Annotated in this window: 21 protein-coding genes; 12 read left to right on the forward strand and 9 right to left on the reverse strand. The window is 50.5% G+C overall.

Annotated features, from left to right (window positions below):
* Positions 1 to 53: 53 nt before the first annotated feature.
* The 8 genes from HBA93_RS04785 to moaA form a co-directional block, all read right to left on the reverse strand.
* On the reverse strand, positions 54 to 869 hold the full coding sequence (locus tag HBA93_RS04785) for an ABC transporter permease (protein WP_286201755.1): 816 nt from the start codon (positions 867 to 869) through the stop codon (positions 54 to 56).
* Positions 870 to 883: 14 nt separating this feature from the next.
* A complete protein-coding gene (locus HBA93_RS04790) occupies positions 884 to 1,618 on the reverse strand; it encodes an ABC transporter permease (RefSeq protein ID WP_121992647.1) in 735 nt (244 codons plus the stop codon).
* Positions 1,619 to 1,720: 102 nt separating this feature from the next.
* Positions 1,721 to 2,503, reverse strand: coding sequence for a transporter substrate-binding domain-containing protein (locus tag HBA93_RS04795; RefSeq protein WP_370637810.1), 783 nt, complete (start codon positions 2,501 to 2,503; stop codon positions 1,721 to 1,723).
* A 636-nt stretch (positions 2,504 to 3,139) separates the two neighbouring features.
* Positions 3,140 to 3,949: an ABC transporter substrate-binding protein gene (locus HBA93_RS04800; protein ID WP_221722512.1), complete on the reverse strand. Its 810-nt coding sequence runs from the start codon at positions 3,947 to 3,949 to the stop codon at positions 3,140 to 3,142.
* Positions 3,950 to 4,265: 316 nt separating this feature from the next.
* Positions 4,266 to 4,781, reverse strand: coding sequence for a molybdopterin-guanine dinucleotide biosynthesis protein B (gene mobB, locus HBA93_RS04805; protein ID WP_221722513.1), 516 nt, complete (start codon positions 4,779 to 4,781; stop codon positions 4,266 to 4,268).
* The gene (gene mobA, locus HBA93_RS04810; RefSeq protein ID WP_221722514.1) at positions 4,778 to 5,479 is read right to left on the reverse strand and encodes a molybdenum cofactor guanylyltransferase MobA; all 702 of its coding nucleotides are present in this window, start codon (positions 5,477 to 5,479) and stop codon (positions 4,778 to 4,780) included. The genes mobB and mobA overlap by 4 nt, the downstream gene beginning before the upstream one ends.
* Positions 5,480 to 5,511: 32 nt before the next feature.
* Positions 5,512 to 6,444, reverse strand: coding sequence for a DMT family transporter (locus HBA93_RS04815; protein ID WP_221722515.1), 933 nt, complete (start codon positions 6,442 to 6,444; stop codon positions 5,512 to 5,514).
* A gap of 282 nt (positions 6,445 to 6,726) precedes the next feature.
* Positions 6,727 to 7,764, reverse strand: coding sequence for a GTP 3',8-cyclase MoaA (gene moaA / locus HBA93_RS04820; protein WP_353619318.1), 1,038 nt, complete (start codon positions 7,762 to 7,764; stop codon positions 6,727 to 6,729).
* Between the two features lie 178 nt (positions 7,765 to 7,942).
* Here moaA and HBA93_RS04825 point away from each other — a divergent pair, with 178 nt between their 5' ends.
* A complete protein-coding gene (locus HBA93_RS04825; protein WP_028233980.1) occupies positions 7,943 to 8,311 on the forward strand; it encodes a gamma-butyrobetaine hydroxylase family protein in 369 nt (122 codons plus the stop codon).
* A gap of 146 nt (positions 8,312 to 8,457) precedes the next feature.
* Here HBA93_RS04825 and HBA93_RS04830 read toward each other — a convergent pair whose 3' ends face one another.
* Positions 8,458 to 10,077, reverse strand: coding sequence for a fumarate hydratase (locus HBA93_RS04830; protein ID WP_221722516.1), 1,620 nt, complete (start codon positions 10,075 to 10,077; stop codon positions 8,458 to 8,460).
* 292 nt (positions 10,078 to 10,369) lie between these two features.
* Here HBA93_RS04830 and HBA93_RS04835 point away from each other — a divergent pair, with 292 nt between their 5' ends.
* The 11 genes from HBA93_RS04835 to lipA all read left to right on the forward strand — a co-directional run bounded on the left by HBA93_RS04835 (position 10,370) and on the right by lipA (position 22,523).
* Positions 10,370 to 12,451, forward strand: a complete 2,082-nt coding sequence (locus HBA93_RS04835) for a L,D-transpeptidase family protein (RefSeq protein ID WP_286201756.1) — start codon at positions 10,370 to 10,372, stop codon at positions 12,449 to 12,451.
* Positions 12,452 to 12,747: 296 nt separating this feature from the next.
* Positions 12,748 to 14,025: a phosphopyruvate hydratase gene (gene eno / locus HBA93_RS04840; protein ID WP_122092151.1), complete on the forward strand. Its 1,278-nt coding sequence runs from the start codon at positions 12,748 to 12,750 to the stop codon at positions 14,023 to 14,025.
* A gap of 215 nt (positions 14,026 to 14,240) precedes the next feature.
* Positions 14,241 to 14,570 (forward strand): FtsB family cell division protein, encoded by a 330-nt coding sequence (locus HBA93_RS04845; protein WP_022712372.1) that lies wholly within the window; start codon positions 14,241 to 14,243, stop codon positions 14,568 to 14,570.
* A gap of 131 nt (positions 14,571 to 14,701) precedes the next feature.
* A complete protein-coding gene (gene pdhA, locus HBA93_RS04850) occupies positions 14,702 to 15,742 on the forward strand; it encodes a pyruvate dehydrogenase (acetyl-transferring) E1 component subunit alpha (RefSeq protein WP_121992639.1) in 1,041 nt (346 codons plus the stop codon).
* A gap of 9 nt (positions 15,743 to 15,751) precedes the next feature.
* Complete coding sequence (locus HBA93_RS04855) at positions 15,752 to 15,991, forward strand: hypothetical protein (RefSeq protein ID WP_221722517.1); 240 nt, start codon at positions 15,752 to 15,754, stop codon at positions 15,989 to 15,991.
* Positions 15,991 to 17,400 (forward strand): pyruvate dehydrogenase complex E1 component subunit beta, encoded by a 1,410-nt coding sequence (locus tag HBA93_RS04860; RefSeq protein WP_221722518.1) that lies wholly within the window; start codon positions 15,991 to 15,993, stop codon positions 17,398 to 17,400. The genes HBA93_RS04855 and HBA93_RS04860 overlap by 1 nt, the downstream gene beginning before the upstream one ends.
* Before the next feature lie 15 nt (positions 17,401 to 17,415).
* Positions 17,416 to 18,771, forward strand: coding sequence for a pyruvate dehydrogenase complex dihydrolipoamide acetyltransferase (locus tag HBA93_RS04865; protein WP_221722519.1), 1,356 nt, complete (start codon positions 17,416 to 17,418; stop codon positions 18,769 to 18,771).
* A gap of 59 nt (positions 18,772 to 18,830) precedes the next feature.
* Positions 18,831 to 19,469 (forward strand): SGNH/GDSL hydrolase family protein, encoded by a 639-nt coding sequence (locus HBA93_RS04870; RefSeq protein WP_221722520.1) that lies wholly within the window; start codon positions 18,831 to 18,833, stop codon positions 19,467 to 19,469.
* Between the two features lie 118 nt (positions 19,470 to 19,587).
* Positions 19,588 to 21,051: a dihydrolipoyl dehydrogenase gene (lpdA, locus tag HBA93_RS04875; RefSeq protein WP_221722521.1), complete on the forward strand. Its 1,464-nt coding sequence runs from the start codon at positions 19,588 to 19,590 to the stop codon at positions 21,049 to 21,051.
* A 126-nt stretch (positions 21,052 to 21,177) separates the two neighbouring features.
* A complete protein-coding gene (locus tag HBA93_RS04880; protein WP_028233977.1) occupies positions 21,178 to 21,375 on the forward strand; it encodes a hypothetical protein in 198 nt (65 codons plus the stop codon).
* A gap of 179 nt (positions 21,376 to 21,554) precedes the next feature.
* Positions 21,555 to 22,523: a lipoyl synthase gene (gene lipA / locus HBA93_RS04885; RefSeq protein ID WP_213597690.1), complete on the forward strand. Its 969-nt coding sequence runs from the start codon at positions 21,555 to 21,557 to the stop codon at positions 22,521 to 22,523.
* The last annotated feature ends 5 nt before the right edge of the window (positions 22,524 to 22,528 follow it).

The raw sequence follows: 22,528 nt of genomic DNA on the forward strand, positions 1-22,528 counted from the left end.
TAAAAACAAGAAGATAGAGCGAGCGTAGTGGCTATGATTAAACGCGACACGCTCTATCGGATAAGGTGAACAGTGATCCGGCGCTCAATCCATTCAATGATATTACGCAGCACTTCCACAATCGCCAGATAAATGATTGCCGCCCACAGATAGGTCTGGAAATCAAATGTACGGGAATAGGCACGGCGGGTTTCCCCCATCAGGTCATAAACCGTGATGATCGCAACAATAGCGGAGCCTTTAATCATCAGAATGATTTCATTGCCGTAAGGGCGCAGAGCAACAATCAGTGCCTGAGGCAGAATGATCTTGCGGAATGTCTGGAACTTAGACAGGCCGAGCGCATGTGCACCTTCCCACTGGCCTTTTGGCACGCTGATAATTGCACCGCGCAGAATTTCAGCCTGATAGGCGGCTGTATTCAGCGTAAATGCCAGAACCGCGCAATACCATGCTTCGCGGAAGAAACCCCAAAGCCCGATGGTTTCCAGAAACGGGCGGAAGGTTCCCAGGCCGTAATAGATCAGGAAGATCTGCGCCAGCAGCGGTGTACCGCGGAAGAAATACACATAGGCATAGGCGATGCCGCCCAGAATACGGTTATCCGACATGCGGGCGAGTGCAACCGGCAGTGACAGCAAAGCGCCAAGCACAATCGACAGCGCAACCAGAATTAGGGTCGTTTTCAGACCGTTCCAGTAACGCGGCGCATAGGTTTCAACCAGATCAATCTGCCATGAATTATACAGATAGATTGCAAGACCAGCGAAAAGCGCAAGCCAGATAGCAACCAGTATATGACCGGTGATGCGTGCACCTGTCCACGGACGAGGCGGCTCAGCAGGGCGAAAAACGCGATCAGTTTGCATATTGCTTATTGTTGTCATTGACGCACCACGCTTGCTGCCGGCTGTTTGCGGCTGCCTTCAGCCCATTTTTCAATGCGGGCGATAAAGTAAGAAGAGATAATTGCGAGTGCCAGATAGATCAGGCAGGCCACACCGTAGAACAGGAACGGTTCTTTGGTAACGCGCGCAGCAACCGAAGTCTGACGCAGAATATCTGTCAGGCTGATAACCGATACCAGCGATGTATCCTTGAGCAGAACCATCCAGAGATTAGCGAGGCCCGGCAGAGCAATTTTAATCAGCTGCGGGAAGATAATCTTGCGCATGGTCTGAAAATTGGTAAGGCCGATGGCATAAGCGCCTTCATACTGACCTTTAGGAATGGCGCGAAACGCGGACAGGAACACTTCACTGGAGTAGGAAGAGAAAACAAAACCCAGAGCAATCATACCGGCAGCAAAGGCATTGACCTCTACCGAACCCTGAAAGCCGATCAGCGCAAAAACTTTCTGAACCGCAAGAGAGCCGCCGAAATACACCAGAAACAGTGTGAGCAACTCAGGTAATCCGCGGAATATCGTTGTATAAATATTGGAAGCAAGGCGCAGCGATGGCTCAGCCGATTGCTTTCCTAAAGCAACAAGGAAACCGAGTAACAAACCGATTGGCAAAGTGGCAAGCGCCAGTAAAACGGTCGTCAACAGCCCCCATGCTATGCTTAGCCCCCATCCGTCCGGACCAAAGCCAATTAACACAGCATATTTTTCCATTTAGTCTATCCCTGTAAGGACGGGTGGCAAATCCGGTTTGTCACCCGTCAAGATCAGTTTATTAAAATACCGGCCAGACGGGTCTGGCCGGTTTCTTCGGAATTATTCGCCGTAAATGTCGAAATCAAAGTATTTGTCGTTGATTTCTTTATATTTACCGTTGTCACGGATGGCGAGAATAGCTGTGTTGAATTTTTCAACCAGTTCTTCACGACCTTTTTTGATGGCAACACCAACACCCGGACCGTGAATTTCAAGATTCGCCTTCACTGGTCCGACCAGTTTACAGCAGGCGCCTTCCGGTGTTTTCAGCCAGTCAATCAGCGATACGATATTGTCATTCACAGCATCAACACGACCGGCAACCATGTCCATACGGGCTTCATCCGAGCTACCGTAATTGTTGATGGTGCTGTCGGAATAGGTTTGTTCAGAAAACACAGCATGAACAGTTGAGGACTGTACACCGACTGTTTTGCCAGCGAGGTCTTCTTTTGCTGTGCCTTTGATATCAGAATCTTTTGGCACGGCGATTGCTGCAGCAGGATTGTAATATTTATTGCTGAAATCGACCTGTTCTTTACGGGCCGGAGTGATCGACATGGAGGAGATCACAACATCAAGCTTGCCGGACTGAAGGGCGGGGATCATACCATCCCAGTCCTGCACAATGATTTGGCATTTGGCTTTTAATTCTTCGCAAAGCGCGTTGGCGATGTCGATTTCAAAGCCTGCGACCGTGCCGTCAGCCTTGACGAAATTGTAGGGAGGGTAAGCGCCTTCCGAACCGACTTTCAGTGTAAGCTGCTCCTGAGCATGCGCGGATGCGGTCAGTGCTGCAACGGCAGTGATTGTAACCACGCCGGCAGTTGCCAGCCCGCGCAGAGCTTTGCTGAAACGGCGGCTTGCTCCCGTAACTTTATTCATTCTTCAGATACCCCCATAAGACCCATTGTAAGAAGCATTGTTGTTTTTTCTTCTCTTCGCCGGCGTTTTTTTAGCTCATTTTCTTTACGAAGAAAAATTTGTTAACGGTGATATTCCCATCATTCCGGAGTTAAAGGCAAGTATCAAAAATCATGTTTTGCCCGCACGCGGAAAAATAAAGCGCTGGACATGGTTTAAATCATTCTTATGTGCACATAATTTGCCGGTGTCATTGATATAAAATATTAAATATCAATATGTTATGTCGATAGTTTAATATTGTGGATTTTGAAAATTTCTTCCGTCTTTATCAGGTGTATGTTCGCAAAATAGTTGTATTTACGACATGCAGGTGGCGGCTTTCAGATGATTATGCATAGGTTGATGTGGTTTTTGCATTAAATCGGAAACGATAACAAAAAACATATAAAAAAGCTGCATCACGAGGATGCAGCTTTAAGAGAGTTTCAGCCGGTAAACCCGCTGATTTCAGAGCATTTCACAGTCAAGTTGGATCAACTTGACACCCGTGACAATGCGACAAACTAAAGAATCTAGAGCGAGCGTAGAAATCCAATCTGGACGCAAACCGCTCTAGTCTGTTTCGGCGCCATAAGCGTCGAATTCAAAATATTTATCGTTGATTTCTTTATATTTGCCGTTTGCGCGAATGGCTTTAATCGCATCATTGAATTTGGCGATCAGTTCAGGATTGCCTTTTTTGAAGGCTACACCTGCACCCGGGCCGTGAATTTCCAGAACCGGAGCCCATGTGCCAACCATTTTGCAGCAGGCGCCGTCTTCGGTTTTCAGCCACTGGGACAGGGTCACGCTGTCATCGCTTGCGGCATCAAGACGGCCATTGGCCAGATCAAGACGATATTCTTCCGCAGTCGGATAGGCTTTGATGGTGCTGTCCGTGAAGGTTTTTTCTGCGTAATTGGCATGGGTTGTGGAGATCTGTACGCCGATGGTTTTACCGGCCAGATCTTCTTTGCTTGTACCTTTGATATCGGTATCTTTCGGAGCAGCAAGACCCGGAGGGGTGTTGTAATATTTGTTGCTGAAATCAACCTGCTTCTTACGCTCATCGGTGATGGACATAGAAGCGATGAAAGCATCAAATTTACCGGCCTGCAGGCTCGGAATAGCGCCATCCCATTCAATGGTGATGAACTTGCATTCAGCTTTCATTTCTTCGCAGAGCGCGCGGCCGATATCCACGTCAAAACCGGATAGCTCGCCGGAAGCGCTAATGAAGTTAAACGGAGGATAGGCACCTTCGGTTGCAATTGTCAGTTTCAAAGGTTCTTGTGCCTGCACTGCTGTGGCAGTCAGGGAAACTGCACCGGTCATGACCATGGCAGACAGCGCGGTTCCGATAATTCTCTTGTAATTTTTCATGTACTTTTCACCCGTTTAACCCATCCAAAAGTTGCAATTATAATGTCAGAACTACAAAGCCGGCTTATTCTAATCGGTTTATTTTTTGCCGGATTCTGACGTAATAATTGTTCGCTGGATATTCCCACCATTTTCGAGAGAAAGGCAAGGGTAAAAAAGCGTTTTAAAACAATGTGAGCAAATGTGAAAATTACTGCTCAGCGGTTTATAAATGTATTTGAAATTGAATTATCGATTTACTATTTTAAATCAATATTTTAATTGTTAAATTTGATGTTTTAATTTTAGTGATTTTTTCGGTTTTCAACTCTCGTTTTCAGTTTCCTTTTTCCAAACCACAGTAATTTTCTACAAAATCGCTGATGGCTGCAATATTATTCAGATCCAGAACCGGTACGCTCTGATCTCTCAATCCTTCATCAGTTGCGATTGCGACGATCGAATATTGCTCTGCATTGAGGGGGATTTGAGTCGGGCTGTCTTTACGCCGGACTTCAATCTTGGGATGTTTATCGTTCTTGTAGCCCTCAACCAATATCAGATCGCAGGGCGCCATACGGCTGACAATTTCCTCAAGCGCAGGTTCCTGAGCATCGCGCAATTCATGCATCAATGCCCAGCGATTGAAAGAAACAATGGCAACCTCAGCCGCGCCGGCCTGACGGTGGCGATAGGAGTCGGTACCTTCTGTATCAATATCGAAACTATGATGGGCATGTTTGATTGTTGAGATTTTATAGCCGCGTCTGGTCAGCTCGCGCACCACACATTCAGCAAGTGTGGTTTTGCCGGAGTTTTTCCATCCGGTGATACCGAAGATTTTCTGTGTCATGATTCACGCTCCTGCCAGCCGCTCATATCCTGCAATTGCCAGGCTGATCTGGCCAGCGCCAGTTCCGTTTGTGTGTTGATATTAAAAAACGGATCAAGACCACTGATTTTATCATTTTCGCTGAAATCTGCATAGGCAACAGTGTGATTATTCGCGAAAACGCGAATGCTGCGTCTTTTAGTTTCCGAGAGCCAGTTTTCCAGTGAGGCAGCCATATTTGCCGGCCACAGTGCAAAGGTCGGATGCGCACCAAAATCCGAACGGGCGAATATAATTGTGTCATCCATAGCTGAGGCTGTGTCCGCCAGAACCTGCGCAAACCGATGCAAAAGATCGGGCGGAAAAAACGGTGTATCTGCGGCCACACTCATCACATGGCTGCAACCAAGCTGGCTTGCATAATGACAACCGGCGAGAATACCGGCCAGCGGGCCGCTGTTGAGCCATTTCCCGTCATTGATAACGGGATAGCCGAAACTTGCGAAAAAGGCGGGATCGCTATTGGCGCTGATAATAATCTGATCGGTTTGTGGCTTCAAACGCGCACATACCTGATGAAGAATTGTATGGTCACCGAGCGGACGCAGGGATTTGTCACCGCCACCGAGGCGCTGGCTGCTGCCGCCTGCCAGAATAAGTCCCAAAACATTTTTACCTGTCAGCACTTGTTTGCCGGTAGATATGATTGGGACAGACATGACTGACGCACCTTTGACTGAAAAACCGGACTTCAGGGGGAAATACTGCTTCCGGCATTTTGCCGGCGCAACTCTCTGCGCATCCGGTAGCCCGTAATTGCTTCACGATAAAGCATATAGCAACCGCTGGCGACCACGATTGCTGAGCCGATCAGCGTATTTTGATCCGGTATCTGGTTGAATACAATATAGCTCAGCGCGATTGCCCAAAGCAGACTGGTATAACGAAACGGCGAAGCAAAGGACATGTCACCGGCGCGGGTGGCAAGAATAATGCAGTGATAGCCGATAATGAGCAGCACGGCAGCAATGCTGACATGGATAATGTCTGCAGTGGTTGGCTGCACCCAGCCGGTATCTGTCTGCATGATAATGAAGCCGGTAATGGTAATCATAATCGAAGTCATGGCAGAAATCAGAATGGTGGGGATTTGCATATTGATGCGTCGGGTAGAGAGGTCGCGCATGGCAGTAAAGCAAACACCGACAAGCAACAGCAGGGCATAGGCATTTATTCCATTACCGGAGCCATCACCACCGGGGCGGATGATAATCAATACGCCGATAAAACCGATACCTATCGACAACCAGCGTCTCCAGCCGACTTTTTCACCGAGAAACAGTACTGCACCAAGCGTTACTGCTAATGGCACGGCCTGATAGACGGATGAGACAAATGCGAGCGACAGATGTGTGAGCCCCACCAGATAGAAGGTTGTTGCGCCGACTTCGCCAAAACCGCGCAGGATGGTGACTTTGTCCAATGCATCACGCCAACGGCTGAGCACGCCTTGTCGGGCGGCAATAAAGGCTAACAGGAGAATGCATAATAATCCGCGCATAAACATGAACTGCCCGAGATTGAGCGTCTGCGTGGAATATTTGGTCAGAGCATCGCCGATGGCGAAGACTCCCATGCCGAGCATCATATAAAGGCTGGAGCGGATATTAGCTGAAAGTGCCACGGTCATATTCCTGCAGGAAAAGCTGAAGAGCCTTTCATTTAGAGCGACGCCGCTCTAAATTTTTGTTTTGTCGCATTGTCCTTCGCAAAACCGCTTCGCACTTTTGCTGAAATGCATTTATGCCGGACTTATAACAAGTATTTATGCGACATGGTCACCCGTTTGCGTCATGCGCGGCAAAATAATGATATAAAAATCAAGATAATGCCGGTTTGTGGTTTGGGGTGTGTCGTGAGCGCATCGCAGCGGGCGTTCAATGCGTTTATTAAACGCCGGAATGCTTTAACCGCCGGTGACACTCATATGGCGTGAGACGGCAGGGCGGTTATGTCGCCGGTCAATGATGAAGTCATGGCCTTTTGGCTTGCGCAGAATTGCATAGTCGATCGCGTCCGACAGCAGTGCATTGTCAGTGCTTGCCCGCAACGGTTCGCGCAGATCGGCCGCATCTTCCTGACCAAGGCACATATAAAGCGTGCCGGTGCAGGTGATACGCACACGGTTGCAGCTTTCGCAGAAATTATGGGTCATTGGTGTGATGAAGCCGAGGCGACCGCCGGTTTCCGCAATCTGTACATAGCGGGCAGGGCCGCCGGTCTGATAAGGAATGTCGGTCATCGTGAACTGACGGGCAAGTGAAGCGCGCAGCATGGAGAGCGGCAAATATTGATCAGTGCGGTCGAGATCAATCTCGCCCATCGGCATGGTTTCAATCAGCGTCATATCCATACCGCGACCATGCGCCCAGCGCAGCATGTCCGGAACTTCATGGTCATTGAAACCTTTGAGAGCAACAGCATTAAGCTTGATATGCAGACCGGCTTTTTGCGCTGCATCAATTCCGCGCAGAACCTGCGCCAGATCACCCCAGCGGGTAATCGTTTTGAACTTTTCCGCATCCAGCGTGTCGAGAGAAACATTGATGCGTTTGATACCGCAGGCGGCAAGCTCTTCCGCATAACGTGAAAGCTGCGAACCGTTGGTGGTCAGTGTCAGTTCATCAAGCCGGTCAGCCTCAATATGACGCGACAGGCTGCTAATGAGATGCATGATGTTTTTACGTACCAGCGGTTCACCGCCGGTGAGACGAATTTTGCGTACGCCTTTATCAATAAAAGTTGAACAGAGACGGTCGAGTTCTTCCAGCGATAACAGATCTTTCTTCGGCAGAAAGGTCATATGTTCGGCCATGCAATAGGTGCAGCGGAAATCACAGCGGTCAGTCACAGAGACGCGCAAATAGGTAATTGCCCGCCCGAACGGGTCAATCATCGGCGCGTTAGACGTGGTTTTACTGCTGTTTTGTGCTGCTATATTCATATTTCCGTATGCCGGTTCGCTCAAATATCACTTCTATATAAGAGAGATAAGTTCAACATATGGCACTGTCCAGTTGCATTATGTCACGCATGGGGAGAGGTGACGCGCAAACAAGCTCTTGTCCTGATTCTGTTCTGCGATTACCACAGAGTCAGATATGAATATGGTGGATCTTGAAATGAGCGATATCTGGCCGGAAGAACTTCGGGTTTCCCAAGACCGGAAAACCCTGTCTGTGACATTCAACAACGGGCATAATTATTCATTCCCTGCGGAAATGCTGCGCGTATTGTCGCCGTCTGCTGAAGTACAGGGACATTCACCGGAGCAACGCGTGACGGTGCCGGGTAAGATCAATGTTGGTATTATGAAGATTGATCCGGTCGGCAATTATGCGGTGCGCATCACTTTTGATGATATGCATGATACCGGCCTCTTCACATGGATTTATCTGCATCAGCTGGGCGAAGAATATGAAACCCGCTGGCAGGGCTATCTTGATGAGCTGAAAGAGAAAAATCTCAGCCGCGAACCGAAGTTTCACTAAGGCAGTTTTGAGACAAAAGTGGATACCGCCTTCGCGGGAAACATAGTTCGCCGGACTATGTTTTTATTCCCGCTACGATCCGTTCGAAACTGCGTAATACTAAAAACAAAAAAGCCGGAGTTTTCTCCGGCTTTTTTTGTTTGACCTTATGACAGGTTCAGTTCCTTGAAGAAGTCATTGCCCTTGTCATCGATGACGATGAAAGCAGGGAAATCTTCAACTTCAATACGCCAGATGGCTTCCATGCCGAGCTCGGCATATTCAACCACTTCGACTTTCTTGATGCAGTCCTGAGCCAGACGTGCGGCTGGGCCGCCGATGGAGCCGAGATAGAAACCGCCGTGCTTGGCGCAGGCATCACGTACTTGACGGGAGCGGTTGCCTTTAGCCAGCATCACCATGGAGCCGCCGAAAGACTGGAACTGGTCAACATAGGAATCCATGCGGCCGGCAGTTGTCGGGCCGAAGGAACCTGATGCGTAACCGGTTGGGGTCTTGGCAGGGCCTGCATAATAAATCGGATGATTTTTAAAATAATCCGGCATGCTTTCGCCGTTTTCGAGACGCTCGCGGATTTTCGCATGTGCCAGATCGCGTGCCACAATGATGGAGCCGGTCAGTGACAGGCGGGTTTTCACCGGATGCTGCGACAGGGTTTTGAGAATCTCTGCCATTGGCTGGTTGAGATCGATTTTCACCACACTGTCAGAGAGCTTGGCTTCATCAATGTCAGGCATATATTTCGCCGGATTGGTTTCCAGTTTTTCTAGGAAGATACCGTCTTTGGTGATCTTGCCTTTAGCCTGACGGTCAGCCGAGCAGGAAACGCCCAGACCAATCGGCAGCGATGCGCCGTGGCGCGGCAGACGGATAACACGCACATCATGGCAGAAATATTTACCACCAAACTGGGCACCCACGCCGAGAGACTGGGTGAGTTTGTGGATTTCCTGTTCCATTTCCAGATCGCGGAATGCATGGCCGTCTTCCGAGCCTTTGGTTGGCAGACTGTCGAGATAGCGGGTGGAAGCAAGTTTAACAGTCTTGAGATTCTGTTCAGCCGATGTGCCGCCGATGACAATCGCCAGATGGTATGGCGGGCAGGCCGATGTGCCGAGTGTCAGGATTTTCTCTTTGAGAAACTCGATCATGCGGTCATGAGTCAGCAGGGAAGGTGTGCCCTGAAACAGGAATGTCTTATTGGCTGAGCCGCCGCCTTTGGCGACAAACAGGAATTTATAGGCGTCTTCGCCTTCCTGATAAATGTCGATCTGTGCAGGCAGGTTGTTCTTGGTGTTCTGCTCTTTGAACATTTCCAGCGGTGCCAGCTGGGAGTAGCGCAGGTTCTTTTTGAAATAGGCATCCATCACACCGGAACCCAGCGCGCTTTCATCGCCACCCTCAGTCCATACACGGCGGCCTTTTTTACCCATAATGATCGCGGTGCCGGTATCCTGACACATTGGCAGAACACCACCGGCGGCAATATTGGCATTTTTCAGAAGATCATAGGCAACGAAGCGGTCATTATCGGTCGCTTCCGGATCTTCCATAATATTGCTGAGCTGCTGCAGGTGGCCGGGACGCAGCAAATGGTTGATATCGGCAAAAGCAGCCTCGGCCAGCAAGCGCAGACCTTCCGGTTCAACGGTCAGAACTTCCTGACCTTTGAATGTATCAACCGAAACATGCTCGGATGTCAGTTTACGATAGGGGGTTGTATCCTCACCAAGCGGAAACATTCCGGTATTCAATTGCTCAGCCATATATCACCTTGTTCGCCGGTTTTGCCGCTGAGATTTCAGCAGGCAGCCGGTCAGACGTAAGTTATCAGATGACGGGCTTTTAACGCTTGTGACCGCTATTGCCACTGCGGCAGATTGATCTTTTTCTAAGATTTGGCGGGAGAAGAGGCTTTGATCGCTAAAATTATATTTATTGTTAAAAGTTTCTAAATCACAATGGCGCACATTATTGGGAATGAATCATTGCGGTGCCGGATCATTTCGCCGGCGGCTGCCTGCATAGCTTGTTTTGCTCGAGAGCTGACGGACAGATATGACTATTTCACTGAAATCCTTTCCCTTGATCGTAAGTTCCTCCATGCGCAATGCATTTTTTACAACGGCTATCACTGCTGTTGCCGGTATTTCTGTGCTGGCTCCGGTTCAGCAGGCCAATGCGGCCAGCAATCTGATGGACTTGTTCCGTGAGAAGCGCGAGGCGCGTGAAATGCAGCGCCAGCAGTTACAACAGCAGCCTGTTCAGCAGATACCGCAAGCCACAGGAGCAGCACGGACGGTCAAACCTGCCGCTGCCGCGCAACCTGCCAAAACCGTAACTGCGCCCGTTAAGACTGTTGCGGTCAAAGGGCCGCAGACTTACGACTACAAACCTGAAAAGCTGGTGAAAGTGGATTTCACCGCTGTTGATATGCAGTTGACCGCAGCCATTTCTGAAAAAGAAGGTGGCATGCTGCCGTCTGCTCTTTATGCTGAAGCTGCTAACTTTATCAGTACTCTGCCGCAGCGTGCCGGTGGGCTGATTAATCCGGTTGCCAAAAAGACCGTAGCGCAAACAGACACAGCTTTGGTAACTGCTGTTCTGGATGCGATTAAAGCCACGGATGTTAAGGCTGAACAGTCCGTTGCCGAGGCAATTGTGTCCTTCTACGCAACCGAGCAGGCACTTCTGTGGTCTGATGGTCTGAATGTTTCTTCCCGCGCTGAAGATGTGCTGGCGCTGTTCGAACGGGCAGAAGAAGATGGGCTGGTTCCTGCTGAATATGCGGTGAAAGTGCCTGATCTGGAATTTGACGCTGCGCAAAAAGATCAGCGTATTCGTGAAATGGCGGCGTTTGAAATCAATCTGACTGCACGGGCATTGCGCTATGCGCTGGATGCCGGTGAGGGGCGGGTGATCGCCAATCGTCTGAGTGGTTTCCATGATTTGCCGCGCAATCGTATCAAGCCGGAACTGGTACTGAAAACTCTGGAAGATGCATCTGATCCGGCAGAAGTGCTTAGCAGTTTCAATCCGCAAAACAGCTATTATCAGAAGCTGAAAGCGCAGCTGGCTTCGATGAAGCCGGAAACAAAAAACACTGTGCGTATTGCCGCGGATACGCTGATTAAACCGGGGCAGGACAATGCGGAACTGCCTAAAATTTTGGCGCTGATCGTACAAAAAGCACCAGCCGGTTATCTGAATAGCTATCAGGAGATGTTTGACCGTCACAAGGACGGGACACTTTATGATCCTGAATTGGTGGCCGCAGTTAAAGATTATCAGAAACTGATGGGTAAAACGCCGGATGGTGTGATCGGCAGTGCTACAATCTCTGCTTTGCAGGGCGAAACATCTTCAGTCAAACGCGAGCGTATTCTCTATGCAATGGAACGCCTGCGCTGGCTGCCGCGCGATTTCGGTCAGCGCTATGTTTTCGTCAATCAGCCTGCCTATCGTGCGCAATATTTCGATCAGGGCAAAGAGCAGCTGGCAATGGATGTGGTGATCGGTTCACCGCGCAACCAGACGCATTTCTTCTATGATACAATCAGCACTGTGGTGTTTAACCCGTCATGGGGGGTGCCGCGCTCTATTGTGATGAATGAGATGATGCCGCGTATTCTGGCTGATTCCGGCTATCTTGACCGCAATAATTATGAAGTGATTGCCGGTGGCAAGCGCGTGGCTTCATCTTCAGTCAACTGGTCTGCGGTTGCGCAAGGCAAAGCGCATGTTGGTGTACGTCAGAAACCGGGTCCGAATAATGCGCTGGGCGAGTTGAAAATTCTGTTTCCGAACAGCCACGATATCTATCTGCATGACACGCCGTCAAAAGCAGCGTTCAAGCGCGATATGCGGGCGATCAGTCATGGCTGTATCCGTCTGGCCGATCCGCGTGCCATGGCTTCTGCGGTCATGAGTACCGGTGAGGAAAACCTGACCAAATATTTCGGCAAGAATGAGCGCGGTATCAAAGTGCCGTCCGGTGTGCCGATTTATCTGACCTATTTCACCGCATGGCCGGACGAAGCGAGTGGTAAAATCCGTTATTATGACGATGTTTATGCGCGTGATGAAGGTCTGGCAAAGGCTTTCCAGAAAACGGAACAGAGTCGGGTTGCGGCAATGTAAATGTGAAAAAAGGAGCAGTTCATCTGCTCCTTTTTTGTTTTGTGGGCGGGATTTTTGCCGCTGTCGCAAACTCTTCACTTTAATATCGTTTGAAAATCCGGAAATTAACATCTGATTGGCCGAAGCCCTTTGCGTCCGGCAATCTGATTGGTTATCAATAGCGCGAAATTTCTGTAATACCGTTTCGGCTGATGAGGGCGGCATGGTATTGGCTCTACCGGTTTGTTTTATGCATTGTCTTTACGCAAAACCGCTTCGTCATTTTGCCGGACATGCTTTATGGAAGGATACTCCCAATGACTGCGATCATCGATATTGTCGGTCGTGAAATTCTCGACAGCCGCGGCAATCCGACTGTTGAAGTTGACGTGACACTGGAAGACGGTTCTTTCGGCCGTGCGGCTGTACCAAGCGGTGCATCAACCGGCGCTCACGAAGCAGTTGAGTTGCGTGATGGCGGTACCCGTTATCTGGGTAAGGGCGTTGAACAGGCTGTCGAAGCCGTCAATGGCGCGATTTTTGACGCGCTGGCCGGTCATGAAGCGGAATATCAGATCGAAATCGACCAGACCATGATTGATCTGGATGGTACGCCAAACAAAAGCCGCCTCGGTGCCAATGCAATTCTCGGCGTTTCCCTCGCGGTTGCCAAGGCTGCTGCGCAGGCTTCCGGTCAGCCGCTTTACCGCTATGTCGGTGGTGCTAATGCCCATATCCTGCCGGTGCCGATGATGAACATCATCAATGGCGGTGCACATGCGGACAATCCGATTGATTTTCAGGAATTCATGATTCTGCCGGTTGGCGCATCTTCTCTGCGTGAAGCTGTGCGTTATGGTGCGGAAGTGTTCCACACACTGAAATCCCGCCTGAAAGCTGCCGGTCACAACACCAATGTGGGTGATGAAGGCGGTTTTGCACCAAATCTGCTGAGCGCGGAAGCTGCGCTTGATTTCGTTATGGAATCGATTGCTAAAGCCGGTTTCAAGCCAGGCGAAGAAATTGCAATCGGTCTGGATTGCGCTGCAACTGAATTCTTCAAAGGCGGTAATTACGTCTATGAAGGCGAGGGTGTAACCCGTACGCCCCAGCAGCAGGCTGAATATCTGGCCAAGCTGGCCGCAGATTATCCGATCATCAGTATTGAAGATGGTATGTCGGAAGATGATTGGGCAGGCTGGAAAACCCTCACCGATCTGACAGGCAAGAAAACCCAGCTCGTTGGTGATGATCTGTTTGTAACCAACTCCGCACGTTTGCGTGATGGTATCAAAATGGGCGTTGCTAACTCCATTCTGGTTAAAGTCAATCAGATCGGCACGCTGTCTGAAACCATGGATGCCGTGGAAACCGCACATAAGAACGGCTACACCGCTGTAATGTCGCACCGCTCGGGCGAAACTGAAGATTCCACCATTGCTGATCTCGCTGTTGCCACCAATTGCGGCCAGATCAAAACCGGCTCGCTGGCACGTTCAGACCGGTTGGCAAAATACAACCAGTTGATCCGTATTGAGGAAGAGCTGGGCACACAGGCGCGTTATGCCGGTCGTTCGGCTTTTAAAGGCCTGTAAGATCCTGCTTTGAAATAAACTGAGAAGAGGCCTGCATGAAAAATGCAGGCCTTTTTTGTATTAAATGTAGTTTTGCATCGCCTCTGTAAGTCTCTGTTAAGGCTAATATGCTTTAAATAAATATCGGGTGGAATTTATCGTTTCTTGATAAATTCAGTCCTTATTTACGGGCAGATATCCGCGTATCGGATGTGTATTGCTCCAGAGGTGTGAGTATGTGGACAAAGCAAAAGCGTAAAAGCATTAAGGGCCGCCTGATTGTGCCTGTTCTGGCTACGGCTTTTTTGTCCTATTTTGGTTTTCATGCTTATAATGGTGCCTATGGCATCTATTCAAAGGAACAATTGCTGGCGCAAACCGTTTCGCTCAATAAGCAACTGACTGATTTGACCGAGCAGAGAGAGTCTCTGGAACGACAGGTTTTGCAGTTGCGTGACGGTTCAATTGATAAGGATATTCTGGATGAGCAGGCGCGCCGCGCATTGAATCTGTCTCATGCGGATGAGGTTACAATTATTGTCGATCGCGGCAAAAAGACCAATTAACTGAATTGCAGTTAATTGGATGTTTTCTTATTATTTTCAATAACTTAAATAGTGCAAAATTAGCTGTTTAGACATATTGTAAGTTTGGCTGATGAGGTTTATTCTGCGCCCACCATAACAGGGAGCAAAATATGGCACCTAGGGCACAAAAAACTGCTGCGGGTAAATCGCAGGCAGCTCTGTCTAACACTCTCAAGGCACCCCAGCCTAACCAGTTCACCAAAGAAGAAGATCTCCACGCTTACCGTGAGATGCTGCTGATCCGTCGCTTCGAAGAAAAAGCCGGTCAGCTCTATGGTATGGGTTTCATCGGCGGTTTCTGTCACCTGTACATCGGTCAGGAAGCTGTTGTTGTCGGTATGCAGAAAGCTATGCAGGACGGCGATCAGGTTATTACTGCCTATCGCGATCACGGTCACATGCTCGCAGCCGGTATGAGCGCGCGCGGCGTGATGGCTGAGCTGACCGGTCGTCAGGGCGGCTTGTCGAAAGGCAAGGGCGGCTCGATGCATATGTTCTCGAAAGAGAAGCATTTTTACGGCGGCCACGGTATCGTTGGTGCGCAGGTGTCGCTCGGCACCGGTCTGGCCTTTGCAAACCGCTATCGCGGTAATGACAGCGTTTCCATCACCTATTTCGGTGACGGTGCTGCTAACCAGGGTCAGGTTTACGAAAGCTTCAACATGGCGTCGCTGTGGAAGCTGCCTGTTGTTTATGTAATCGAAAACAACCGTTATGCGATGGGTACTGCTGTAACCCGCGCTTCGGCTGAAACCGATTTCTCCCGTCGCGGTCTGTCCTTCAATATTCCTGGTATTCAGGTTGATGGTATGGATGTGCGCGCTGTGAACGCCGCCAGTGAAGAAGCACTGGAATGGGCACGTTCCGGCAAGGGTCCGATCATTCTCGAAATGCAGACCTATCGTTACCGTGGTCACTCGATGTCCGATCCTGCGAAATACCGCAGTAAGGATGAAGTGCAGAAGATGCGCTCCGAGCATGATCCGATCGAGCAGGTTAAATACCGCATGATGGATAATGGCTGGTTCTCGGAAGATGACCTGAAGGCGATTGATAAGGAAGTGCGTGACATTGTTGCTGATTCAGCAGACTTTGCACAGCATGATCCGGAGCCGGATGCATCTGAACTCTACACTGATATTCTGCTGTAAGGTTGGCATATGACGCGAGAAGATCTGGAAGATATTGTGTTTCAGGCTGTTGCTTCATATGGCGGTAGTGCAACCCTTATTGAGGTGGCACGCTATGTCTGGGATAAACACGAAGCCGACCTCCGCAAGAGCGGTAACCTATTTTTTACTTGGCAATATGATGTTCGTTGGGCTGCTCAACAATTGCGAGACGCCGGTAAGTTTAAAGATAGCAAAGCTGTTGTTCGCGGCCGTTGGGAGATAAAATAATGCCTGTTGAAATTCTTATGCCAGCGCTCTCCCCGACAATGGAAGAGGGCAAACTCTCCAAGTGGCTGAAAAAGGAAGGCGATAAAGTCACTTCCGGCGATGTCATTGCAGAGATTGAAACCGATAAAGCGACCATGGAAGTGGAAGCTGTGGACGAAGGCACTATCGGCAAGCTGCTGATTGCTGAAGGTACTGAAGGTGTTAAGGTAAACTCGGTGATCGCTGTATTGATTGCTGACGGCGAAAGCGCCGATAGCATTGGTACAGCTGCTCCGGCTGCAGCGCCTGCCGCTGAACAGCCAACCATGGTCACTTCGGAAGCGCCTGTTGTTGGTGGCGAGAAGCCAGGTGCTTCAACACCTGCGGCACCTGCTGCACCTAAAATCGAAGTTGCCAATGATCCGGATATTCCGGCTGGTACAAAGATGGTGCCTACCACTGTTCGTGACGCTCTGCGTGACGCAATGGCTGAAGAAATGCGCCGTGACCCTGACGTATTCGTCATGGGTGAAGAAGTTGCTGAATATGAAGGTGCCTATAAGGTAACCAAAGGCCTTCTGGCTGAATTCGGTGACAAGCGCGTTGTTGATACACCAATTACCGAACACGGTTTTGCAGGTATCGGTGTCGGTGCTGCTTACACAGGTCTGCGCCCGATTGTTGAGTTCATGACTTTCAACTTCGCCATGCAGGCGATCGATCAGATCATCAACTCTGCTGCCAAGACATTGTATATGTCCGGTGGTCAGATGGGCGCGCCTATGGTGTTCCGTGGTCCTTCGGGTGCCGCTGCCCGCGTTGGTGCACAGCACTCCCAGTGCTATGCTGCATGGTACAGCCATATTCCGGGTCTGAAGGTCATCATGCCTTATTCGGCTGCTGACGCTAAAGGTCTGCTCAAGGCTGCGATCCGTGATCCGAACCCGATCATTTTCCTCGAAAACGAAGTTATGTACGGTCACACATTTGATGTGCCGGATATTGAAGATTTCGTGCTGCCAATCGGCAAAGCCCGCATTCACAAAGTCGGTAAAGATGCGACCATCGTGTCCTTCGGTATCGGCATGACCTATGCGATCAAAGCTGCTGAAGAGCTGGCTGAAATCGGTATCGACGTTGAAATCATCGATCTGCGTACCATCCGTCCGATGGATATGCCGACTGTGATTGAATCGGTCAAAAAGACCGGCCGTCTGGTCACTGTGGAAGAAGGCTACCCGCAGTCTTCCGTGGGTACAGAAATTGCAACCCGCGTGATGCAGCAGGCTTTCGATTATCTCGATGCGCCGATCATGACCATTGCCGGTAAAGATGTGCCAATGCCATATGCTGCCAACCTTGAAAAGCTGGCATTGCCATCGGTTGCGGAAGTTGTTGAGGCTGTTAAAGCTGTCACCTACGCTCGTTAAGGGGAAGGATTAAACATGGCTATCAAAATCACGATGCCGGCTCTTTCTCCGACGATGGAAGAAGGTAATCTGGCAAAATGGCTGGTTAAAGAAGGCGATAAAGTCTCCGCAGGTGACGTTATTGCCGAGATCGAAACCGATAAGGCGACCATGGAAGTGGAAGCTGTTGATGAAGGTATCGTGGCCAAGCTGGTTGTTGCCGGCGGAACTGAAGGCGTGAAGGTCAATGCCCTGATCGCCGTTCTGGCAGAAGACGGTGAAGATGTTGCTGAAGCTGCGAAAGCAGCTTCAGGCGATGCACCTGCCGCAGCGCCAAAAGCTGAAGCCGCTGCACCAGTATCCGCATCGGCACCAGCTGCGCCGGCTCCGGCAGCGACACCTGCGCCTGCTGCTGCTCCGGCTCCGGTTGCTGCACCTGTTACCAAGGGTGAGCGTTTGTTCGCTTCGCCGCTGGCACGTCGCGTTGCTAAGGATGCAGGCGTGGAACTGGCTGCTGTTTCCGGCACCGGTCCGCACGGCCGCATCATCCGCAAGGATGTTGAAGCTGCGATTGCTTCCGGCGTTAAAGCTCCTGCCAAGCCGGTTGCTTCTGCTGCAGCACCTCAGGTTGCCGTATCCGGCGCTTCGGATGAAGCCACTCTCAAAATGTTTGAGGAAGGTTCATACGAGCTGGTACCGCATGACGGTATGCGTAAGGTTATTGCGCGCCGTTTGATGGAATCCAAGCTGACTGTTCCGCATTTCTATCTGACGATTGATTGCGAACTGGATGCTCTGCTGGCGCTGCGTTCACAGCTCAATGCTGCGGCACCAATGATCAAAACCGAAAAAGGCGAAGTGCCTGCTTACAAGCTTTCGGTCAATGATCTTGTGATCAAGGCAACGGCTTTGGCACTGCGCGATATTCCGGAAGCCAATGTTTCCTGGACTGATGCAGGCATGGTCAAGCACAAGCATGCGGATGTCGGCGTTGCCGTTTCCATTCCGGGTGGCCTGATCACACCAATCGTTCGCGGTGCAGAAACCAAGGCTCTGTCTGCCATCTCTAATGAGATGAAAGATCTGGCCAAGCGTGCCCGCGATCGTAAGCTGAAGCCAACAGAATATCAGGGCGGCACCACTTCGGTATCCAACCTCGGTATGTTCGGCGTTAAAGACTTTGCAGCCATCATCAATCCGCCACATGCAACCATCTTTGCAGTTGGTGCCGGTGAACAGCGCGCCGTTGTCAAAAACGGCGAACTGGCTGTAGCAACCGTAATGTCCGTCACGCTTTCCACCGATCACCGCGCCGTTGATGGTGCGCTGGCTGCGGAACTGGCGAAGGTTTTCAAGAACTACATTGAAAACCCGCTCGGCATGCTGGTCTAAGAAAAGACAGGCGCCTCAGATTTCTGGGGCGCCGTTGCTTTCCCGCAAAAGGCGCGAACATGAAATCAGTTTTATGTTTTGGTGATTCACTGACATGGGGCTATCAGGCACCGGATGGTGCACGTCTGCCACTTGAAGATCGCTGGCCGTCTGTTTTGCAGAAGGCGCTCGGTTCTCAGGCGCATGTGATCGCTGAAGGTCTGAACGGCCGCACCACCGCTTTTGACGATTATACCGCACCGGAAGACCGTAACGGTTCACGCATTCTGCCGACATTGCTGGGTACTCATGCGCCGCTTGATCTGGTGATCATTTTGCTCGGCAGCAATGATATGAAGCCGCAGGTTGTTGGTGATGCTTTTTCCAGCCATTGCGGTATGCGCAGGCTGATCCAGCAAATTCGCAGCCATCCGTATCGTGAAGGCTATGCGGTGCCGGATATTCTGATTGTGGCTCCGCCCCATATCACTGAGAGTGCTGATCCGTTTTTTGCTGCGCTCTTTGCCGGTGGTATTACGGAATCGCGCAAGCTGGGGCTGCTGCTGTCGGATTTGGCGGATGAGACGGAATGCAATTTCTTTGATGCATCCGGCGTTGCCAAGACCACACCACTGGATGGCGTGCATCTGGATGCAGAGAATACACGGGCAATCGGGCAGGCGCTGGAGCCTGTTGTGCGCCTGATCTTGGGTTTGTAGTTATAAGAGCGTATCCCGAAAAGTGTGAAGCGGTTTTCGGACAAGATACGCGAAAGCCAATAGATAAAATGAATGATGCGCCGGTAACCGGCATAGAAACCATTCAAGGAGAATGAGCGTGTCCAACAATTACGACGTTATCGTGGTCGGTTCCGGTCCCGGCGGTTATGTAACTGCTATCCGTGCCGCTCAGCTCGGACTTAAAACCGCGATTGTTGAACGTGAGCATCTTGGCGGTATCTGCCTTAACTGGGGCTGTATTCCGACCAAAGCTCTGCTGCGCTCGGCTGAAATTCTGCACTTCGGTGAAAATGCCAAGGATTACGGCCTGATGCTCGAAGGTAAAATCAGCGCGGATGTGAAGGCAGTTGTTGCCCGTTCGCGCGGTGTGTCAGCGCGCCTCAATGGCGGCGTTGCCTTCCTGATGAAGAAGAACAAGATCGATGTGATCTGGGGTGAAGCCAAAGTCACCAAAGGCGCATCCGCCGGTAAGCCTGCTGAAATCGTGGTTTCCAAAACCACCAAACAGCCGATGCTGCCACAGAATCCGGTACCTAAAGGCGTTTTGGGTGAAGGTACTTACACTGCCAAACACATCATTCTGGCAACCGGTGCGCGCCCTCGTGCGCTGCCTGGCATTGAGCCGGATGGCAAGCTGATCTGGACCTATTTCGAAGCAATGGTTCCGCAAGAACTGCCAAAGAGCCTGCTGGTTATGGGTTCCGGTGCTATTGGTATCGAATTTGCTTCCTTCTACCGCACCATGGGCGTTGACGTGACTGTTGTTGAAGTCATGAAAAACATTATGCCGGTTGAAGATGCGGAAATCTCGACTTTTGCCCGTAAGCTGCTTGAAAAGCAGGGCATGAAGATCATCACCGAAGCCAAAGTGACCAAAGTGGTCAAAGGCGCGAATTCAGTCACCGCCAGAGTTGAAACCAATGACGGCAAGGTGCAGGAAATCACGGCTGACCGCATGATCTCGGCTGTCGGTGTTGTCGGCAATATTGAAAATCTTGGTCTTGAAGCACTCGGCGTTAAAACTGATCGCGGTTGCGTGGTGATTGACGGCTACGGTAAAACCAATGTCGAAAGTATTTATGCAATCGGCGACGTTGCCGGTCCTCCGATGCTGGCGCATAAAGCCGAGCACGAAGGCGTTATCTGTGTTGAGAAGATTGCCGGTGTGCCGAATGTTCATACACTGGATAAGGGCAAAATTCCGGGCTGCACCTATTGTAACCCGCAGGTTGCTTCCGTTGGTCTGACGGAAGCCAAGGCCAAAGAGCAGGGCTTTGATATCCGTGTTGGCCGCTACCAGTTTGCTGCAAACGGCAAGGCAATTGCTCTTGGTGAAGATCAGGGTCTGGTTAAGACCATTTTCGACAAGAAGACCGGTCAGCTGCTCGGCGCACACATGGTTGGCGCTGAAGTGACCGAACTTATTCAGGGCTTCGTGATTGCAATGAATCTCGAAACCACCGAAGAAGAACTGATGCATTCCGTATTCCCGCATCCTACCTTGTCAGAAATGATGAAGGAAAGCGTGCTGGATGCTTATGGTAAAGTTCTGAACGCCTGATAATGATTTCCGGCCTGATGATAAAATTCAGGCCGGTTTCACTCTTGAGAAGGATTGCAATTGCCGCTGATTAAAGACGGATCACCCTATCGCAAAGCCGCGCTGACAGTGCTGAAATATTCAACACTGATCGGTCTGGGGCTTGGTTTTGGTGTGTCGACACTCAGCTTTCTGTCCGGCAATGTGATTTCAATCAATGGCTATGCACTCTCGGGCTGGTATGGCGTATGGAGTGTAACATTGGCGCTGGGGCTGGCCGGATTTTGTTTCGGCCTGATCTGGGCACTGGTGTTCAAGGCAATCGGTGAAGCGGCGCGACGTTGAGACCGGTTGTATATAAAAGCTGACGGCTTATATGAGCTGTTATCAGTTTTGATAAGAGCAGGGTTTGAAGCTTGTAGTTTACCTTGTTCATCCTGCCTGCTATGCAAGCGCAATATTCTGGCCGGACTTTCCGGTGTTACGAAATCTGAAGGCCGCAACGGCCGTTTTGGGAAAGACATATGGTTACGCTTCTGGACACCGTTAACGACGACAGAAAACGCCTTCGTCATCCTGAGAAGGCCAACCGGCCCGACACAGCACTTTTGAAAAAGCCTGACTGGATTCGCGTGAAAGCTCCGACTTCGCGCGGCTATGGCGAGACCCGCGATATTGTGCGCTCTAACAAGCTTGTCACAGTATGCGAGGAAGCCGGTTGCCCGAATATCGGCGAGTGCTGGGATAAGAAACACGCGACATTCATGATCATGGGTGAAATCTGCACCCGTGCCTGCGCGTTCTGTAACGTATCGACCGGTATTCCGACCACTCTTGACCCGAATGAACCGGAAAATGTGGCCAAGGCCGTGAAGCAGATGGGGCTGACCCATGTGGTTATCACCTCCGTTGACCGCGATGATCTGGCCGATGGCGGCGCACAGCATTTTGCTGAAGTGATTCATGCAATCCGTGCAGCCAGCCCGCAGACTACGATTGAAATTCTGACACCGGACTTCCTGCGTAAGGAAGGTGCTCTGGAGATCGTTGTTAAGGCGCGTCCGGATGTGTTCAACCACAATCTGGAAACAGTGCCGTCCAACTATCTGAAAGTGCGTCCGGGTGCCCGTTACTTCCACTCCCTGCGTCTGTTGCAGCGCGTGAAAGAACTCGATCCGACCATTTTCACCAAATCCGGTATCATGGTTGGTCTGGGTGAAGAGCGCAATGAAGTGCTCCAGCTGATGGATGATCTGCGCTCGGCTGATGTGGATTTCATGACCATTGGTCAGTATCTGCAGCCAACCCGTAAGCACCATGCGGTTATTCGCTATGTGACACCGGATGAGTTCAAATCTTTTGCAACGATTGGTAAAACCAAAGGCTTCCTGCTGGTTGCTTCCAGCCCGCTGACACGCTCTTCGCACCATGCGGGTGATGATTTTGCCAAGCTGCGTGCCGCCCGTGAAGCGCTGATCGCCAGCCGTAACTAAAACTT

Source organism: Ochrobactrum sp. SFR4 (assembly GCF_019730395.1).
In the GTDB taxonomy this organism is placed as follows: Bacteria; Pseudomonadota; Alphaproteobacteria; order Rhizobiales; family Rhizobiaceae; genus Pseudochrobactrum.

Bases quoted from the DNA above. Each gene is read 5' to 3' on its own strand.
- HBA93_RS04785 (WP_286201755.1), bottom strand. From the start codon at position 869: ATGCAAACTGATCGCGTTTTTCGCCCTGCTGAGCCGCCTCGTCCGTGG.
- HBA93_RS04790 (WP_121992647.1), bottom strand. From the start codon at position 1,618: ATGGAAAAATATGCTGTGTTAATTGGCTTTGGTCCGGACGGATGGGGG.
- HBA93_RS04800 (WP_221722512.1), bottom strand. From the start codon at position 3,949: ATGAAAAATTACAAGAGAATTATCGGAACCGCGCTGTCTGCCATGGTC.
- mobB (WP_221722513.1), bottom strand. From the start codon at position 4,781: ATGACACAGAAAATCTTCGGTATCACCGGATGGAAAAACTCCGGCAAA.
- mobA (WP_221722514.1), bottom strand. From the start codon at position 5,479: ATGTCTGTCCCAATCATATCTACCGGCAAACAAGTGCTGACAGGTAAA.
- moaA (WP_353619318.1), bottom strand. From the start codon at position 7,764: ATGAATATAGCAGCACAAAACAGCAGTAAAACCACGTCTAACGCGCCG.
- HBA93_RS04825 (WP_028233980.1), top strand. From the start codon at position 7,943: ATGAGCGATATCTGGCCGGAAGAACTTCGGGTTTCCCAAGACCGGAAA.
- HBA93_RS04830 (WP_221722516.1), bottom strand. From the start codon at position 10,077: ATGGCTGAGCAATTGAATACCGGAATGTTTCCGCTTGGTGAGGATACA.
- HBA93_RS04835 (WP_286201756.1), top strand. From the start codon at position 10,370: ATGACTATTTCACTGAAATCCTTTCCCTTGATCGTAAGTTCCTCCATG.
- eno (WP_122092151.1), top strand. From the start codon at position 12,748: ATGACTGCGATCATCGATATTGTCGGTCGTGAAATTCTCGACAGCCGC.
- HBA93_RS04845 (WP_022712372.1), top strand. From the start codon at position 14,241: ATGTGGACAAAGCAAAAGCGTAAAAGCATTAAGGGCCGCCTGATTGTG.
- pdhA (WP_121992639.1), top strand. From the start codon at position 14,702: ATGGCACCTAGGGCACAAAAAACTGCTGCGGGTAAATCGCAGGCAGCT.
- HBA93_RS04855 (WP_221722517.1), top strand. From the start codon at position 15,752: ATGACGCGAGAAGATCTGGAAGATATTGTGTTTCAGGCTGTTGCTTCA.
- HBA93_RS04860 (WP_221722518.1), top strand. From the start codon at position 15,991: ATGCCTGTTGAAATTCTTATGCCAGCGCTCTCCCCGACAATGGAAGAG.
- HBA93_RS04865 (WP_221722519.1), top strand. From the start codon at position 17,416: ATGGCTATCAAAATCACGATGCCGGCTCTTTCTCCGACGATGGAAGAA.
- HBA93_RS04870 (WP_221722520.1), top strand. From the start codon at position 18,831: ATGAAATCAGTTTTATGTTTTGGTGATTCACTGACATGGGGCTATCAG.
- lipA (WP_213597690.1), top strand. From the start codon at position 21,555: ATGGTTACGCTTCTGGACACCGTTAACGACGACAGAAAACGCCTTCGT.